This window comes from Kosakonia arachidis, assembly GCF_900116535.1.
In the GTDB taxonomy this organism is placed as follows: Bacteria; Pseudomonadota; Gammaproteobacteria; order Enterobacterales; family Enterobacteriaceae; genus Kosakonia; species Kosakonia arachidis.
The window spans coordinates 1-15,591 of record NZ_FPAU01000014.1 but is presented as its reverse complement, the minus strand read 5'-3'; the positions used below and the strand labels follow the sequence as shown (position 1 = coordinate 15,591).

The 15,591-nt window shown below is 53.5% G+C and carries 13 protein-coding genes; 8 read left to right on the top strand and 5 right to left on the bottom strand.

Annotated elements, in window-relative coordinates:
- Positions 1 to 13 precede the first annotated feature (13 nt).
- Both BM427_RS24450 and BM427_RS24445 read right to left on the bottom strand, forming a co-directional pair.
- Positions 14 to 367 carry a DsrE/DsrF/TusD sulfur relay family protein gene (locus tag BM427_RS24450; RefSeq protein WP_090127080.1) on the bottom strand — a complete coding sequence of 118 codons (354 nt, stop codon included), beginning with the start codon at positions 365 to 367 and terminating at the stop codon, positions 14 to 16.
- Positions 368 to 466: 99 nt separating this feature from the next.
- Positions 467 to 1,018 carry a YbhB/YbcL family Raf kinase inhibitor-like protein gene (locus tag BM427_RS24445; RefSeq protein ID WP_090127078.1) on the bottom strand — a complete coding sequence of 184 codons (552 nt, stop codon included), beginning with the start codon at positions 1,016 to 1,018 and terminating at the stop codon, positions 467 to 469.
- A 172-nt stretch (positions 1,019 to 1,190) separates the two neighbouring features.
- Between BM427_RS24445 and BM427_RS24440 the strand changes: the two genes are divergently transcribed.
- Complete coding sequence (locus tag BM427_RS24440) at positions 1,191 to 2,594, top strand: YchO/YchP family invasin (RefSeq protein ID WP_090127112.1); 1,404 nt, start codon at positions 1,191 to 1,193, stop codon at positions 2,592 to 2,594.
- A 3-nt stretch (positions 2,595 to 2,597) separates the two neighbouring features.
- On the opposite strand, the gene narL is transcribed toward BM427_RS24440, so the two are convergent.
- Positions 2,598 to 3,248, bottom strand: coding sequence for a two-component system response regulator NarL (gene narL, locus BM427_RS24435; protein WP_090127076.1), 651 nt, complete (start codon positions 3,246 to 3,248; stop codon positions 2,598 to 2,600).
- Positions 3,241 to 5,040, bottom strand: coding sequence for a nitrate/nitrite two-component system sensor histidine kinase NarX (narX, locus tag BM427_RS24430; RefSeq protein ID WP_090127074.1), 1,800 nt, complete (start codon positions 5,038 to 5,040; stop codon positions 3,241 to 3,243). Before narX ends, narL begins: the two co-directional genes overlap by 8 nt.
- A 2-nt stretch (positions 5,041 to 5,042) precedes the next feature.
- Here narX and BM427_RS24425 point away from each other — a divergent pair, with 2 nt between their 5' ends.
- The 6 genes from BM427_RS24425 (at position 5,043) to narI (ending at position 13,793) form a co-directional block, all read left to right on the top strand.
- On the top strand, positions 5,043 to 5,258 hold the full coding sequence (locus tag BM427_RS24425; RefSeq protein WP_090127072.1) for a hypothetical protein: 216 nt from the start codon (positions 5,043 to 5,045) through the stop codon (positions 5,256 to 5,258).
- A gap of 90 nt (positions 5,259 to 5,348) precedes the next feature.
- Positions 5,349 to 6,737 (top strand): NarK family nitrate/nitrite MFS transporter, encoded by a 1,389-nt coding sequence (locus BM427_RS24420; protein ID WP_090127071.1) that lies wholly within the window; start codon positions 5,349 to 5,351, stop codon positions 6,735 to 6,737.
- 396 nt (positions 6,738 to 7,133) lie between these two features.
- Positions 7,134 to 10,877, top strand: a complete 3,744-nt coding sequence (locus tag BM427_RS24415) for a nitrate reductase subunit alpha (protein WP_090127069.1) — start codon at positions 7,134 to 7,136, stop codon at positions 10,875 to 10,877.
- On the top strand, positions 10,874 to 12,409 hold the full coding sequence (gene narH / locus BM427_RS24410) for a nitrate reductase subunit beta (protein WP_090127067.1): 1,536 nt from the start codon (positions 10,874 to 10,876) through the stop codon (positions 12,407 to 12,409). The genes BM427_RS24415 and narH overlap by 4 nt, the downstream gene beginning before the upstream one ends.
- Entirely contained in the window at positions 12,406 to 13,116 is a 711-nt protein-coding gene (gene narJ, locus BM427_RS24405; protein ID WP_090127065.1) for a nitrate reductase molybdenum cofactor assembly chaperone, read from the top strand. The genes narH and narJ overlap by 4 nt, the downstream gene beginning before the upstream one ends.
- Positions 13,116 to 13,793 carry a respiratory nitrate reductase subunit gamma gene (narI, locus tag BM427_RS24400; protein ID WP_090127063.1) on the top strand — a complete coding sequence of 226 codons (678 nt, stop codon included), beginning with the start codon at positions 13,116 to 13,118 and terminating at the stop codon, positions 13,791 to 13,793. Before narJ ends, narI begins: the two co-directional genes overlap by 1 nt.
- Before the next feature lie 192 nt (positions 13,794 to 13,985).
- Here the strand turns inward: narI and BM427_RS24395 are convergent, their stop codons facing one another.
- On the bottom strand, positions 13,986 to 14,870 hold the full coding sequence (locus BM427_RS24395; protein WP_090127061.1) for a DMT family transporter: 885 nt from the start codon (positions 14,868 to 14,870) through the stop codon (positions 13,986 to 13,988).
- Positions 14,871 to 14,979: 109 nt separating this feature from the next.
- Here BM427_RS24395 and BM427_RS24390 point away from each other — a divergent pair, with 109 nt between their 5' ends.
- The gene (locus BM427_RS24390; protein ID WP_090127059.1) at positions 14,980 to 15,423 is read left to right on the top strand and encodes an Lrp/AsnC family transcriptional regulator; all 444 of its coding nucleotides are present in this window, start codon (positions 14,980 to 14,982) and stop codon (positions 15,421 to 15,423) included.
- The last annotated feature ends 168 nt before the right edge of the window (positions 15,424 to 15,591 follow it).

The following is a 15,591-nucleotide window of genomic DNA, read 5'->3' as shown; positions in this document are numbered from 1 at the left end:
ACTTTCGGAGATATTAAAAAGTTAATACCTTATCCGCAGCCACCGTCCACTGCGCCAGTTCCACCAGCGTGCCTATTTCCACGCCATCTACTAGCGGCAGGGCGGTGATACCGCGTCCATCAGTGCAGGTTTTGCATAATTTCACTACAACACCCTGGGCGGTCAAAATTTCCAGCATCTGTTGCAGGTTATAACCCTCTGCCGGTTTTTGCCCGCGCAGACCGGCGGTGACCGCGTCGGACATTAAAAACACTTTCAGTTGCTTCGCGCTCTCTTCTTCGCACAGGGCGATTGCCAGGCGCAAACTGCTGAACAGCGATTCACTACCATAAGCCGCGCCGGTGGCGACAATGACGATCTTTTGCATTTTCACTCCTTCGATAACATTGTGCAGACGGGGCTTATGCTACTGCGCAGCCGTCGCCGGTGAAAGGTCGGCGACGCAGAATCAGTGGGTTACCACAAATTATTGTCCGAAACGGCCAATTAATCCGCTGGCGGCCAGTGCATGCCCTTTCAGTTTATCTAACAACGCCTCGCGTGTTAGCCCTTCCGGCAAGGTTGGCGGTAGTGAGGTAGCAATTAGCGTGAAAGTGTAATGGTGCGCACCGCTACCAGGTGGTGGACAGGGGCCATGCCAGCGCAGATTACCGGGGCTGTTTTTCCCGCCAGTATAATTTTTGCCGTCGCGCAGATCGTTGGGTGCGAAACCGGTCGTTGATGGCAAAATATTGTAAGCCACCAGATGCGTCACCCCCAGCCCGTTCGCGCCTTCTGGATCGTGAACCAGCAGGGCGAAACTTTTTGTACTGGCTGGCGGGTTACTCCACACCAGCGCGGGCGACTGATTTTCACCTGTACAGTTGGGATTGTTGCTGGCGTTACCGGCGAATTTTTTCTCCATCAATGCATTGTCGGCGAAAGCCGGGGATTGCAGGTTAAATAGTTCATTTGCGTATGCTTGTACGCCGTACAACAGCAGTGCGCTACAGAACACTCCACGCAGTTTACAATTCATGGCGATTCTCTTTCAGCATTGGTGCATTAACTGTAGTTGCAACGCAGCGGGTAGGTAAGGATTTTCCTGGTATTATGCCGCTCCCTGCAAAGCAAGGACAAAACCGTTAAACTTGTTGGTTCATGTCGATAAAACTGGACGGATTATTATCAGCAAATTGCTGTACGGTGTTATGAATTATAAGATCTCATCTCTCCTGATATTGCTGCTGGCGAGTGATATTGTCGATGCCGCACAAAATAGCTTCGTTCAGCAAGCGGAAAACCCCTTCGACAATAACGGCGATGGTTTGCCGGAGCTCGGCATGGCGCCAGTAAGTGGTTCGCAGGAAAAACACGTCGCGGAAATGATCAAAGCCTTCGGGGAAGCCAGCATGACGGATAACGGGCTGACCGCGGGAGAACAGGCGCGCCAGTTTGCATTCGGACAATTGCAGGATGTGGTGAGCGATGAGGTGAACCAGAAAGTGGAATCCTGGCTGTCGCCCTGGGGCAGTGCCAATATCGATTTTAAGGTCGATAGCGAGGGTAGTTTTACCGGCAGCCACGGCGACTGGTTTGTGCCTCTGGAGGATAATAACCGCTACCTCAGTTGGGGGCAGCTCGGAGTGACGCAACAGGACGCGGGGCTGGTGGGCAATGTCGGGTTAGGCCAACGCTGGATGGCTGGCGATTGGTTACTCGGCTACAACACTTTTTATGACACGCTGCTGGATGACAGTTTTAGCCGCGCCGGTGTAGGGGCCGAGGTATGGGGGCAATATCTGCGTTTCTCCGCCAACTACTACCAGCCTGTGAGCAACTGGAATTATCAAACCGCCACGCAGCAACAACGGATGGCGCGGGGTTACGACGTGACGGCGCAGGCGCGATTGCCGTTCTGGCAGCAACTGAATACCAGCCTCAGCGTTGAACAATACTTTGGTGATAATGTGGATCTGTTTGATACCGGTACCGGCTATCGCAACCCGGTAGCGGTGAAAGTGGGCCTCAACTATACCCCGGTTCCGCTGGTGACGTTGACCGCCGAACACCGTCAGGGTGAGAGCGGTCTTAGCCAGAATGACTTAGGTTTGAAGCTCAACTACCGCTTTGGCGTCCCGTTGTGGAAGCAACTTTCAGCCAGCGAAGTGGCCGCCAGTCGTTCGCTGCGTGGCAGCCGTTACGACAGCCCAACGCGCAGCAGTACGCCGGTGTATGAATATCGTCAGCGCAAAACATTGTCGGTGTTTCTCGCTACACCACCGTGGGATTTACAGCCTGGTGAAACCGTGGCATTGAAGCTGCAAATCAACAGTACGCATGGCGTGCGTTCGATTATCTGGCAGGGCGATACGCAGGCGCTTAGTCTGACGCCGCCAGTGAATGGCCGCAGTGCTGATGGCTGGACGCTGATTATGCCGCGCTGGGATAGTGCTGAAGGGGCGAGCAATCGCTGGACACTCACCGCACTGGTGGAAGATGATAAAGGGCAACGCGTGGCGTCAAATAGCATTGAGCTGAAACTGACTGAACCCGTAGTACCGCCGATGACGGACGATAACGTTAACGTGGGCTGGTCGCTGCCAGCCCCGTAACGATCAGAAAATGCGTTCCTGATGAACCCATACTGCAGCTTCAACGCGGGATTTAAGCTTCATTTTCTTCAGCATATGTTTAACGTGGACTTTGACTGTGCTCTCGGTGATATCGAGACGGCGGGCGATCATTTTATTTGGCAACCCCTGCGCAATCAGCTTGAGAATATCACGCTCGCGCGGAGTGAGCTGGCTGATGTCGCGATCGCTGGTCGAGCGATTGGCGCGCAGGCTTGCCGCCAGCACCGGGGTGAGCGCTTCGCTGAGCACCATCTCTCCTGCTGCTGCTTGCTGCAGCGCTTTCAGCAAATCTTCCGGCTCCATATCTTTCAACAGGTAGCCATCCGCACCGCGTTTCAGCGCGGTTACTACATCTTCTTCATGGTTGGAAACACTGAATACCACCACCCGGCCTGAAAGCGACTTCTCGCGCAGTTTATCGAGCGTTTCCAGGCCGTTCATGCCAGGCATATTAAGATCCAGTAGTATCAGGTCTGGGTCGAGTGCATCAGCCAGTTCAATCCCTTGCTCGCCGTTGCTGGCTTCGCCGACCACGGTGATATCGGGTGCCATGCCGATCAACTGCTTTACACCGGTTCGCAGCATCGGATGGTCGTCGATCAGCAAAATAGTGGCCGGTTGCGGGTTACTCATGGGTATCTCCTTGCATGGGTGAGATAAACGTCTCAGGGATGAACGTAACGATAACCTCCGTCCCGCCTGAAGCAACGGGGCGTACCTGGCAATCGCCGCGCAGGCTTTGCGCGCGGTCACGCATAATGATCATTCCATAATGATTTGTCCTTTCAGCATTGACCTGAATACCGCGCCCATTATCGATAACGTGCAGTATCACCCGGTTTTCATGCTGTTCTACGACGACGTTGACCGCGGTTGCGCCGGCGTGTTTCAGTGCATTGCTCAGCGCTTCGCGGGCAATTTGCAACAGATGGATTGCCTGATGCGGCGGTACCAGGCGGGGGGTAAGCTGATAGTCGAGCCGCACCTGGAAACCGAAACGATCGCTGTACTCCTGGCAACTGGCTTCCAGCGCCGGGCGCAGCCCCGGTTCGGTCAATTGTAAACGGAAGGTGGTCAGCAGTTCGCGTAACTGCGCCCAGGAGGTATTCAGCTCGTTCCGGATCTGGCCCAGTAACTGCTGGCTATTTTGTGGTAAGGCATCGCCCTGCATTTGCAGACAGCTAACTTGCATCTTCATACAGGAGAGTGACTGGGCGATTGAATCATGCAGTTCACGGGCTATGGTGGCGCGCTCTTCCATTACCAGCAGTTGCTGTTGTTTGTCCTGATGCCTGTCGAGAGCCAGTGTCGCGGTTAACTGTTCTACCAGCGTATCAACAAGTTGTTGCTGGTCATGGTTTAAATGCCGACCTGGCGGCAATTGCGCCAGCAGCAAACCGTACTGCATATGGGCATCCGCAAGTCGCCATTTTAACGTTGTACCGGAACCTGCATGCGGCGTTGAGACACCTCGTGGGCACAAATGGCAGCCTTTATCATCACAACTGGCATTCGACTGGCAGGTAAATTCCTGATGGTTGTTCTCATCTTCTGTGTCGTAGACGCGCAATTCGATATCGTGAAGCAGAGTTAAACCCTGTAAGCCATTAAGCACTGGCGAAAGGCGTTCGCACAGTGGAATGCGTGAGTGCAGGCGGCGGTTAGCCTGCCACAAAAATGACAGGATCTGGTTTTTCTGCTCAAGACCGGCGGTTTTCTCGTTAACGCGCTGTTCGAGCACTGCATAACTTTCCGCCAGCTCAGCGGACATGTTATTCAACGCCTCACCAAGCGTTGCCATTTCGTTGCGTCCGCTAATCGAGGCGCGCCGGGTAAAATCGCGCTGGCTAACGGCGCGCGCCATTTGCAGCAGTTGTTGCCACGGGCGCAGCAGTCGTGAACGCAGCCAGACGACAGCAAACAGCAGCAGCAGAGCCATCAACAGCGCCATCAAATGTTGCATGATGACAACCTGTTCAATCCGTTGTTCTGTGCTGCGATCGAACGACGTCACCAGTTTATCGATCCTGCCAACGAAGATAGCGATAATGTCCGCTGCTTCACTGGGCTGTTGCGCCTGGCGGATCGCAGGGATCACAAGGCTGTGCCAGTAGTTTTGTAGCTCGGCAAGCTGCGCTTGTTGACCATCACGCTGCGCGGCCAGCGCCAGCTCAGGGCTGAATGCGGTATGTTCCATTTCATCAAACAGGTACTGCTTGTCTTCATGCAGCGGGATCGCAGACAACAGACGATAGCTCTGCATGCGCAGAGAACCGGCTTTGTTGATAGCATGCGCGCTACCCTGAACACCCTGTACCAACCAGCCGGATATAGCCATACCTGCCACGCCGATAACGGTGGACAGCAACATCAGCAGCGCCAGTTGATTAACCAGCGAAATAGGAGAAAAGAGGCGTTTTAACATAAGTGATGAAAGCTCCTTGGCCGCATGCGCTGCGGGTGGCGGTATTGTCAGCTATCGCCTGGGGTATACCCATACCTCTAAAGGATTACCCCTTTATTGCCAGCGTGTCGACCAACGTGGGAACAATCTGCGCGGTAGCGGCGATGGCCGTGAAAAACCACACCTTTTTTGTATATTTTAACTACTCACTAATGAGCATGCTGATTTTTCAGGCGTAGAAAGCGCTGCTTTTCCTTTGATTTATATCAACTTACCTGGCGCTGTAAAAACTATGGTGACAGGCATCAAACCGATCAGCAGAGGTGTATATGCAGCACTCATCCATCCCGGAAAAAGGTTCGTCATCACGGGTTATTACCGAATGGCGTCCTGAAGATCCGGCTTTCTGGCAACAGCAGGGACATGCGATTGCAAGCCGTAATTTGTGGATTTCCGTTCCTTGCCTGCTTCTGGCGTTTTGCGTCTGGATGCTGTTCAGCGCCGTCGCCGTTAACCTACCCAAAGTGGGTTTCAACTTTACCACTGACCAGCTCTTTATGCTGACTGCGCTGCCTTCTGTTTCCGGCGCGTTGCTCCGCGTACCGTACTCTTTTATGGTACCCGTGTTCGGTGGTCGTCGCTGGACGGCCTTCAGCACCGGGATTTTGATTATTCCTTGCGTATGGCTCGGTTTTGCCGTGCAGGATCCGACCACGCCTTTTAGTACGTTTATTATTATCTCGCTGCTGTGCGGTTTCGCCGGGGCGAACTTTGCTTCCAGTATGGCGAACATCAGCTTTTTCTTTCCAAAACAGAAGCAGGGTGGCGCGCTGGGGATCAACGGCGGGCTGGGCAATCTGGGCGTGAGCGTGATGCAATTGATTGCGCCGCTGGCCGTCTCTTTTTCCATTTTTGCCGCTTTTGGTGGTACGGGTGCAGCTCAGCCGGACGGCTCAATGCTGTATCTGGAAAACGCGGCCTGGGTCTGGGTTCCGCTGCTGGCCTTGTTTACGCTGGCGGCCTGGTTTGGCATGAACGAACTGGCAACTTCGAAAGCCTCGCTGCGTGCGCAATTGCCGGTGCTGAAACGCAGTCACTTGTGGATTATGAGCTTCCTCTATCTGGCAACCTTTGGCTCGTTTATCGGCTTTTCAGCCGGTTTTGCCATGCTGTCGAAAACGCAGTTTCCGGATGTACAGATCCTGCATTTTGCTTTCTTCGGCCCCCTGATCGGCGCTCTGGCGCGTTCGGCTGGCGGCGCGATCTCCGATCGCCTCGGCGGAACGCGTGTCACGCTGGTGAACTTTGTGGTGATGGCCATTTTCAGTGCTGCGTTGTTCCTGACCTTACCCACAGGAGGTACTGGCGGTAGCTTTATCGCCTTCTTCTGCGTCTTCCTGATGTTGTTCCTCACGGCGGGTCTGGGCAGTGGTTCTACGTTCCAGATGATCTCGGTTATTTTCCGCAAAATGGCGATGGAGCGCGCACAAAAACGCGGTGGCAGCGAGAGCGAAGCCATGCGTGAAGCTGCAACAGAAACAGCGGCGGCGCTTGGGTTTATCTCAGCAATCGGCGCGATTGGTGGTTTTTTCATCCCGAAAGCGTTCGGTACTTCACTGGTATTAACCGGCTCTCCGGCTGGTGCAATGAAAGTATTTCTCGTGTTCTATATTGCCTGTGTTGTGATCACCTGGGCGATATACGGGCGTAAAAAATAATAATATAAAAGCTTGTTGATTATCGTTGCGCGGTGAAAGCCGCGCTTTTTTTATTCCGCATATAGTTACAACATACTATTGATTTTATTTTCAGCCTGCTACGGAAACTCTTATACAGAAGAGGGTCAGGCAGAGCTTCTACCCCTTAATACCTGGCGCTCTGGAAAAGTAGAGGTGACTCTGCACTTCCTTCATAAAAAACATTATTTATCAGTATATTATAAAATAAAAATTACTAACACTTTGGGGGTAATTCTCTTTTTGGCTGCTTTTGTGAAGTTCTGAGTGCTTGATCGCCATCAATTCTCTTCGTCTTTGTGGGGGTTACCGTCGCGGCAAATGCAGCAATGTCGATTTAGCAAGAGAGCCATACAGGCTCCAACAGGAGAACCCCCGATGAGTAAATTCCTGGACCGGTTTCGCTACTTCAAACAGAAAGGCGAAACCTTTGCCGACGGGCACGGCCAGCTCTTAAACACCAACCGGGACTGGGAGGATGGATACCGTAGCCGCTGGCAGCACGATAAAATTGTTCGTTCCACCCACGGCGTGAACTGTACTGGCTCCTGTAGCTGGCAGATCTTTGTTAAAAACGGTCTGGTCACCTGGGAAACCCAACAGACAGACTACCCGCGCACCCGCCCGGATATGCCTAACCATGAACCGCGTGGTTGCCCGCGCGGCGCGAGTTACTCCTGGTATCTCTACAGTGCTAACCGCCTGAAATATCCGCTGATGCGTAAACGCCTGATTAAACTATGGCGCGAAGCGAAAGCGCAACATGCCGATCCGGTGAATGCCTGGGCTTCCATCATTGAAGATGCCGATAAAGCGAAAAGCTTTAAACAAGCGCGTGGTCGCGGCGGTTTTGTTCGTTCTTCCTGGCAGGAAGTGAATGAGCTGATTGCGGCATCCAACGTTTATACCGTTAAAACCTACGGCCCTGACCGCGTGGCAGGTTTTTCGCCGATTCCGGCGATGTCGATGGTCTCTTATGCTTCCGGTGCGCGTTACCTTTCATTGATCGGCGGCACCTGTCTCAGCTTCTATGACTGGTACTGCGATTTACCGCCAGCCTCGCCGCAAACCTGGGGTGAACAGACTGATGTACCGGAATCTGCTGACTGGTACAACTCCAGTTACATCATTGCCTGGGGTTCTAACGTGCCGCAAACCCGTACTCCGGATGCGCACTTCTTTACTGAAGTCCGTTACAAAGGCACCAAAACAGTTGCTGTGACGCCGGATTACGCAGAAATCGCTAAGCTGTGCGATTTGTGGCTGGCGCCGAAACAAGGTACCGATGCTGCGATGGCGCTGGCAATGGGCCATGTCATGCTGCGTGAATTCCATCTGGACAAACCGAGCCAGTACTTCACCGATTATGTGCGTCGCTATACCGACATGCCGATGCTGGTGATGCTGGAGGAGCGTGACGGTTATTACGCCGCAGGTCGTATGTTGCGCGCCGCCGATCTGGTGGATGCGCTGGGCCAGCAAAATAACCCGGAATGGAAAACTGTCGCCCTTGATAACGATGGCAACCTGGTCGCACCGAACGGCTCCATCGGTTTCCGCTGGGGTGAGAAAGGGAAATGGAACCTTGAACAACGCGATGGCGGCAATGGCGCTGACGTGGAGTTGAATCTGAGCCTGCTCGGTCAACACGACGATGTTGCGCAGGTTGGTTTCCCGTATTTCGGTGGCGAAAGCAGCGAGCATGTTAGCGGTGTTTCGCTGGATAATATCCTGCTGCACAAACTGCCGGTAAAACGCATCCAACTGGCCGACGGTTCCACCGCGCAGGTGGCAACCGTCTACGATCTCACACTCGCCAACTACGGCCTGGATCGCGGTCTGGATGATGAAAACTGCGCTACCCGTTACGACGAAATTAAAGCCTATACCCCGGCGTGGGCAGAGAAAATCACTGGTGTGTCACAGGCGCAGATTATCCGTATCGCCCGTGAGTTCGCCGATAACGCCGACAAAACCCATGGTCGTTCGATGGTGATTATCGGTGCCGGGATGAACCACTGGTATCACCTCGATATGAACTATCGCGGCATTATCAACATGCTGATCTTCTGTGGCTGCGTTGGGCAGAGCGGCGGCGGCTGGGCACACTATGTTGGCCAGGAAAAACTGCGTCCGCAAACCGGCTGGCAACCGCTGGCGTTTGCTCTTGACTGGCAGCGTCCGGCGCGCCATATGAACAGCACATCCTGGTTCTATAACCACTCCAGCCAATGGCGCTATGAGACGGTAACGGCGCAGGAATTCCTTTCACCGCTGGCGGATAAATCCCGCTATACCGGCAATCTGATCGACTTTAACGTGCGTGCTGAACGCATGGGCTGGCTGCCGTCTGCGCCGCAGTTAGGCACTAACCCGCTGCGTATCGCCGCAGAAGCGGAAAAAGCCGGGATGAGCGCGGTGGATTACACGGTGAAATCCCTGAAGGAAGGCTCTTTGCGTTTTGCGGCTGAGCAACCTGAAAATGGTAAAAACCATCCGCGTAACCTGTTTATCTGGCGCTCCAACTTGCTCGGTTCTTCCGGTAAAGGGCATGAGTTTATGCTCAAGTATCTGCTGGGTACCGAACACGGTATTCAGGGCAAAGACCTCGGCAAGCAGGGCGGCGTGAAGCCGGAAGAGGTGGAGTGGCGCGACAACGGCCTCGACGGCAAACTGGATCTGGTGGTGACGCTGGATTTCCGCTTGTCGAGCACCTGCCTTTATTCCGATATTGTGCTGCCAACGGCAACCTGGTATGAAAAAGACGACATGAATACTTCGGATATGCATCCGTTTATTCATCCGCTTTCTGCGGCTGTTGATCCCGCGTGGGAATCCAAAAGCGACTGGGAGATTTACAAAGGTATCGCCAAATCTTTCTCCGCGCTGTGCGTCGGCCACCTGGGTAAAGAAATCGATGTGGTGACGTTGCCGATCCAGCATGACTCTGCTGCTGAGCTGGCGCAGCCGCTGGGCGTACAGGACTGGAAAAAAGGCGAATGCGATCTGATCCCGGGGAAAACCGCGCCGCATATCATTCCGGTCGAACGTAATTATCCGGCAACCTATGAACGCTTTACCTCGATTGGCCCGCTGATGGAGACGATTGGCAACGGCGGCAAAGGTATCGCCTGGAACACCCAGAGCGAAATGGATCTGCTGCGTAAGCTCAACTACACCAAAGCGGATGGCCCGGCAAAAGGTCAGCCGATGTTGAATACGGCGATTGATGCGGCAGAGATGATCCTGACGCTGGCACCGGAAACCAATGGCAACGTGGCGGTAAAAGCCTGGGCTGCGCTCAGTGAATTTACCGGTCGCGACCATACGCACCTGGCGCTAAATAAAGAAGACGAAAAGATTCGTTTCCGTGATATTCAGGCGCAGCCGCGCAAAATCATCTCCAGCCCAACCTGGTCCGGCCTCGAAGATGAGCATGTTTCTTATAATGCGGGCTATACCAACGTGCATGAACTGATTCCATGGCGCACGCTCTCCGGCCGTCAGCAGTTGTATCAGGATCATCAATGGATGCGCGACTTCGGTGAAAGCCTGCTGGTTTACCGTCCGCCGATTGATACCCGTTCGGTGAAAGAGATGATGGGCGTGAAACCTAACGGTTATAAAGAAAAAGCGCTCAATTTCCTGACTCCGCACCAGAAATGGGGCATTCACTCCACATACAGCGATAACTTGCTGATGCTTACACTAGGTCGTGGTGGTCCCGTGGTATGGCTGAGTGATGTTGATGCCAAAGAGATGGGTATTGCGGATAACGACTGGATCGAAGTGTTCAACAGCAACGGTGCGCTAACAGCGCGTGCAGTGGTGAGTCAGCGTGTGCCATCTGGTATGACAATGATGTACCACGCGCAGGAACGTATCGTGAACCTGCCTGGGTCAGAAATTACCGGGCAGCGCGGCGGTATCCATAACTCGGTCACCCGTATTACCCCAAAACCGACGCATATGATCGGCGGCTATGCCCAACTGGCTTATGGCTTCAACTATTACGGGACGGTTGGCTCCAACCGTGATGAGTTTGTGGTGGTGCGTAAGATGAAAAATATCAACTGGTTGGATGGCGAAGGTAATGACCAGGTACAGGAGAGCGCAAAATGAAAATTCGTTCACAAGTCGGCATGGTGCTGAATCTCGATAAATGCATCGGCTGTCATACCTGTTCTGTGACCTGTAAAAATGTCTGGACCAGCCGTGAAGGTATGGAATACGCATGGTTCAACAACGTTGAAACCAAGCCGGGCACCGGCTTTCCGACCGACTGGGAAAATCAGGAGAAATGGAAGGGCGGCTGGATCCGCAAAATCAACGGCAAACTGCAACCACGCATGGGCAACCGTGCGCTACTGCTGGGTAAGATCTTCGCTAACCCTCATCTGCCGGAGATCGATGATTACTACGAACCGTTTGATTTTGATTATCAGCATCTGCATAACGCACCAGAAAGCAAACATCAGCCGATTGCGCGTCCACGTTCGTTGATCACCGGTCAGCGGATGAACAAAATCACCGCCGGCCCGAACTGGGAAGACGATCTGGGCGGTGAGTTTGACAAGCTGAGCAAAGACCAGAACTTCGCCAACCTGCAAAAAGCAATGTACGGCCAGTTCGAAAACACGTTCATGATGTATTTGCCGCGCCTGTGCGAGCACTGTCTGAACCCGGCGTGCGTTGCAACCTGTCCGAGCGGCGCGATCTACAAACGTGAAGAAGATGGCATTGTGCTGATCGATCAGGACAAATGTCGCGGCTGGCGTATGTGCGTCACCGGGTGCCCGTACAAAAAAATCTACTTCAACTGGAAGAGCGGCAAATCCGAGAAGTGCATTTTCTGCTATCCGCGTATCGAAGCGGGTATGCCGACCGTTTGCTCGGAAACCTGCGTTGGCCGTATTCGTTACCTCGGCGTGCTGCTGTATGACGCGGACGCCATTGAAAACGCCGCCAGCACCGAAAGCGAAAAAGACCTGTACCAGCGCCAGCTTGATGTGTTCCTCGATCCGCACGATCCGGCGGTTATTGCTCAGGCGCTGGCCGATGGCGTGCCGCAGAGCGTGATTGACGCGGCACAGAAATCACCGGTCTACAAAATGGCGATGGACTGGAAACTGGCGCTGCCGTTGCATCCAGAATATCGCACGTTGCCGATGGTGTGGTACGTGCCGCCGCTGTCGCCGATCCAGTCCGCAGCCGATGCAGGGGAACTGGGCAGCAATGGCATTCTGCCGAACGTGGAGAGCCTGCGCATTCCTGTGCAGTACCTGGCGAACCTGCTAACGGCCGGGGACACCGAACCGGTGCTGCTGGCGCTTAAACGTATGCTGGCGATGCGCCACTTTAAACGAGCGGAAACCGTTGACGGTATTGAAGATACCCGCGCGCTTGAAGAGGTTGGGCTGTCGAAAGAACAGGCGCAGGAGATGTATCGTTACCTGGCGATCGCCAACTACGAGGATCGTTTTGTTGTACCGTCCAGCCATCGTGAGCTGGCGCGTGAAGCGTTCCCGGAGAAAAGCGGTTGTGGCTTCAGCTTCGGCGACGGTTGTCACGGTTCAGACAGTAAATTCAACCTGTTCAACAGCCGCCGCATTGATGCGGTGGATGTAACAGTCAAAACGGAGCCACACCCATGATTGAACTGGTGGTTATTTCCCGTTTGCTGGAATACCCGGATGCTGCTTTGTGGCAGCATCAACAAGAGCTGTTCGATGCGCTGGCCTCAGGCGAAAACCTGACGAAAGTTGATGCACAACAGGTCGGGATTTTTTTACGTGATTTAACGACGCAGGATTTGCTGGATGCGCAGTCCACGTACAGCGAGCTGTTTGATCGCGGCCGCGCAACGTCGTTGTTGCTGTTTGAGCATGTCCACGGCGAATCCCGCGATCGTGGACAGGCAATGGTCGATCTGCTGGCGCAGTATGAGCGTCACGGTTTGCAGCTTGACAGCCGTGAATTGCCCGATCATCTACCACTCTATCTGGAGTATCTGGCGCAGCTTCCTGCTGCGGAAGCGGTTGGCGGTTTGCAGGATATTGCGCCGATCCTGGCGTTATTGCAGGCGCGGTTGCAGCAGCGTGAGAGTCATTACACCATGCTGTTTGACGCGCTGCTTTCTCTGAGCAAAACCGCAGTAGATAACGAGCAAATGGCGGAAAAAATTGCCGCTGAAGCGCGCGACGATACGCCGCAGGCGCTGGACGCCGTGTGGGAAGAGGAGCAGGTGAAATTCTTTGCTGAACAGGGTTGTGGTGACTCTGACATTACTGCTCATCAGCGCCGATTTGCCGGGGCTGTCGCACCGCAATATCTGAATATCACAACAGGAGGAGAGCGCTAATGCACTTCTTGAATATGTTCTTCTTTGACATCTATCCTTATATGGCCGGTGCGATTTTCTTGATTGGTAGCTGGCTGCGCTATGACTATGGGCAATATAGCTGGCGCGCAGGCTCCAGCCAGATGCTGGACCGTAAAGGGATGAATCTTGCCTCTAACCTGTTTCATCTGGGGATTCTGGGGATCTTTGCGGGACATTTCCTGGGTATGCTGACGCCGCACTGGATGTACGAATCATTCCTTCCGATCGAAGTGAAACAGAAGATGGCGATGATCGGCGGCGGTGCCAGCGGCGTGATGTGCCTGGTGGGTGGTTTGCTGCTGCTGAAACGTCGCCTGTTCAATCCACGCATCCGTGCGACGTCGACTACGGCAGATATTCTGATCATGACGCTGCTGATGGTGCAGTGTACTCTGGGCTTATTGACCATTCCGTTTTCTGCTCAGCATATGGATGGCAGCGAAATGATGAAACTCGTCGGCTGGGCGCAGGCCGTAGTCACTTTCCATGGCGGAGCCTCTGCACATCTTGACGGTGTTGCCTTTATTTACCGCATGCATTTGGTGCTGGGAATGACGTTGTTTGTGCTGTTCCCGTTCTCTCGCCTGGTGCATATCTGGAGCGCGCCTGTAGAGTATCTGACGCGTAAATACCAGATCGTTCGCGCTCGGCGCTAATAAAAAAATGCCGCATGGCTAACACCGATCGGTTAAGCAAAAATGATCGGTGGCACGATCCGACGGGTAGATAGCAAAAGCCTCATCAATTCTCTGATGGGGCTTTTTTATGCTTTCGAACTGGCTTGATGAGATGCTGATCCGGACTGAACCCGCGTCCCTGCCAACAGGTTATGTCTTGCGGGGTATTTCTTATCGAGAGGTGAGTGCCGCCGGGGCATTTCGGCGTTCACCCCAGCCAAGATTATTGCCTGCAGCGGCCAGCAGTATTAGCACACCACCTACAATTTGCACGAGGCTGAGCGAGTGACCAAACAGCAAATTGTCGATAACAATAGCAACCAGCGGATAGATAAATGACAGGGAACCAATTAACGGCGTGGGTAATTTCTGTATCGCGCTATAAAACAACTGATACATCACCCCGGTATGCAGGATCCCCAGCGTCAATACCATGGTCCATGAAAAAGGCTGAGCAGGGGCTGAAATATGTGCCAGCGGCAGCAGCATCACTACACCAGTCAGTACCTGGATCAGAGCAATATGTTGTGCCGGCAACTGGCGCAAACGGCGTGCAATCATTGCCGTCAGTGCATAGAAAAACGCGGCGCCTAATGCCATCACCATTCCGCTAAGCCATTGCGAATTCGGGTGGTGCAGTTCGCTAAGAAGCATCAGCACGACGCCAGAAAAGGCCAGCAACAACCATCCCCATTTTGTCAGCGTGACGCGCTCGCCGAGCAGCATACTCATCAGCACCAGCATAAAGGGTTGCGTATTGTAGACCACTGTCGCCAGCCCCATTGAAATACGGCTGTAAGCGGCGAACAGCAGTAACCAGTTGATTACCAACGCAACTCCCCCGGCAATGGTCAGAAGTAAAATTGTACGGGGGATGCGGCTTAGCGGTTGTTTGCTGAAGCGGATAAACAGAAAAAGGGTAAGTGCGCCTATCAGGCAGCGCCAGAAAACAACGTCAATCACTGCCATCCCGCTAAGCAGGACGAATGCACCAATCGAACCGGAAATCAGCATCGCCAGGCTCATTTGCCAGGTACCCTCTGGAATAGTTTTCATCAATTATCTCCTGAAGTTGATACGCTTATTGTCGAAAATCAGCGGACAGCTTTACAGAGAATATGTAAGGTAATGTATGATTAATGCCTTTATAAATTAGGAGAAAGATATGGATTACGTTATTGATGATATCGATCGTGCCATTCTCGCCTCTCTGGCAGAAGATGCGCGCCAGTCGTTAAAAGTGCTTAGCGCGCGCGTAGGGCTCACTTCACCCAGCACAGCGGAACGGGTTAAACGGCTGGAGGAGCGGGGCGTAATAGAGGGGTATGGTGCGCGGGTAAATCTCGCGGCGCTGGATTATCGATTACAAGCGCTGGTACGTGTCAGACCCTTGCCTGGGATGTTGCAGAAAGTGGATAAACTGATTCAGGCGTTGCCTGAGTGTATAGAAAGTGACAAGGTCACCGGGGAGGACTGTTTCGTTATGCGGCTGGTTGTGCACTCAATCGAGCAACTGGATGCGCTGCTCGACACGATTTCCGAGTATGCGCAATGTAATACGTCGATAGTGAAGCGCTCACCGGTTAAACGGCGGTTGCCGCCAATCTAAAGCCGGGCCATCGGGTGAGGTGATTGGGGCGAACCCTGGTCGAAGGTTCTCGTCCTTCCCCGAACGGTAAAATATGCGGGTAGTGTGCTGGATAAAAATTGGGAATGTATCTTTAAGATGGTGGTGGGGGAAGGATTATTCGGCGCTAAAGCGCCTCACCCTTCGGGT

What these genes read in the sequence shown, in the direction of transcription:
- BM427_RS24450 (WP_090127080.1), bottom strand. Translation starts at nt 367, where the DNA reads ATGCAAAAGATCGTCATTGTCGCCACCGGCGCGGCTTATGGTAGTGAA.
- BM427_RS24445 (WP_090127078.1), bottom strand. Translation starts at nt 1,018, where the DNA reads ATGAATTGTAAACTGCGTGGAGTGTTCTGTAGCGCACTGCTGTTGTAC.
- BM427_RS24440 (WP_090127112.1), top strand. Translation starts at nt 1,191, where the DNA reads ATGAATTATAAGATCTCATCTCTCCTGATATTGCTGCTGGCGAGTGAT.
- narL (WP_090127076.1), bottom strand. Translation starts at nt 3,248, where the DNA reads ATGAGTAACCCGCAACCGGCCACTATTTTGCTGATCGACGACCATCCG.
- narX (WP_090127074.1), bottom strand. Translation starts at nt 5,040, where the DNA reads ATGTTAAAACGCCTCTTTTCTCCTATTTCGCTGGTTAATCAACTGGCG.
- BM427_RS24420 (WP_090127071.1), top strand. Translation starts at nt 5,349, where the DNA reads ATGCAGCACTCATCCATCCCGGAAAAAGGTTCGTCATCACGGGTTATT.
- BM427_RS24415 (WP_090127069.1), top strand. Translation starts at nt 7,134, where the DNA reads ATGAGTAAATTCCTGGACCGGTTTCGCTACTTCAAACAGAAAGGCGAA.
- narH (WP_090127067.1), top strand. Translation starts at nt 10,874, where the DNA reads ATGAAAATTCGTTCACAAGTCGGCATGGTGCTGAATCTCGATAAATGC.
- narJ (WP_090127065.1), top strand. Translation starts at nt 12,406, where the DNA reads ATGATTGAACTGGTGGTTATTTCCCGTTTGCTGGAATACCCGGATGCT.
- narI (WP_090127063.1), top strand. Translation starts at nt 13,116, where the DNA reads ATGCACTTCTTGAATATGTTCTTCTTTGACATCTATCCTTATATGGCC.
- BM427_RS24395 (WP_090127061.1), bottom strand. Translation starts at nt 14,870, where the DNA reads ATGAAAACTATTCCAGAGGGTACCTGGCAAATGAGCCTGGCGATGCTG.
- BM427_RS24390 (WP_090127059.1), top strand. Translation starts at nt 14,980, where the DNA reads ATGGATTACGTTATTGATGATATCGATCGTGCCATTCTCGCCTCTCTG.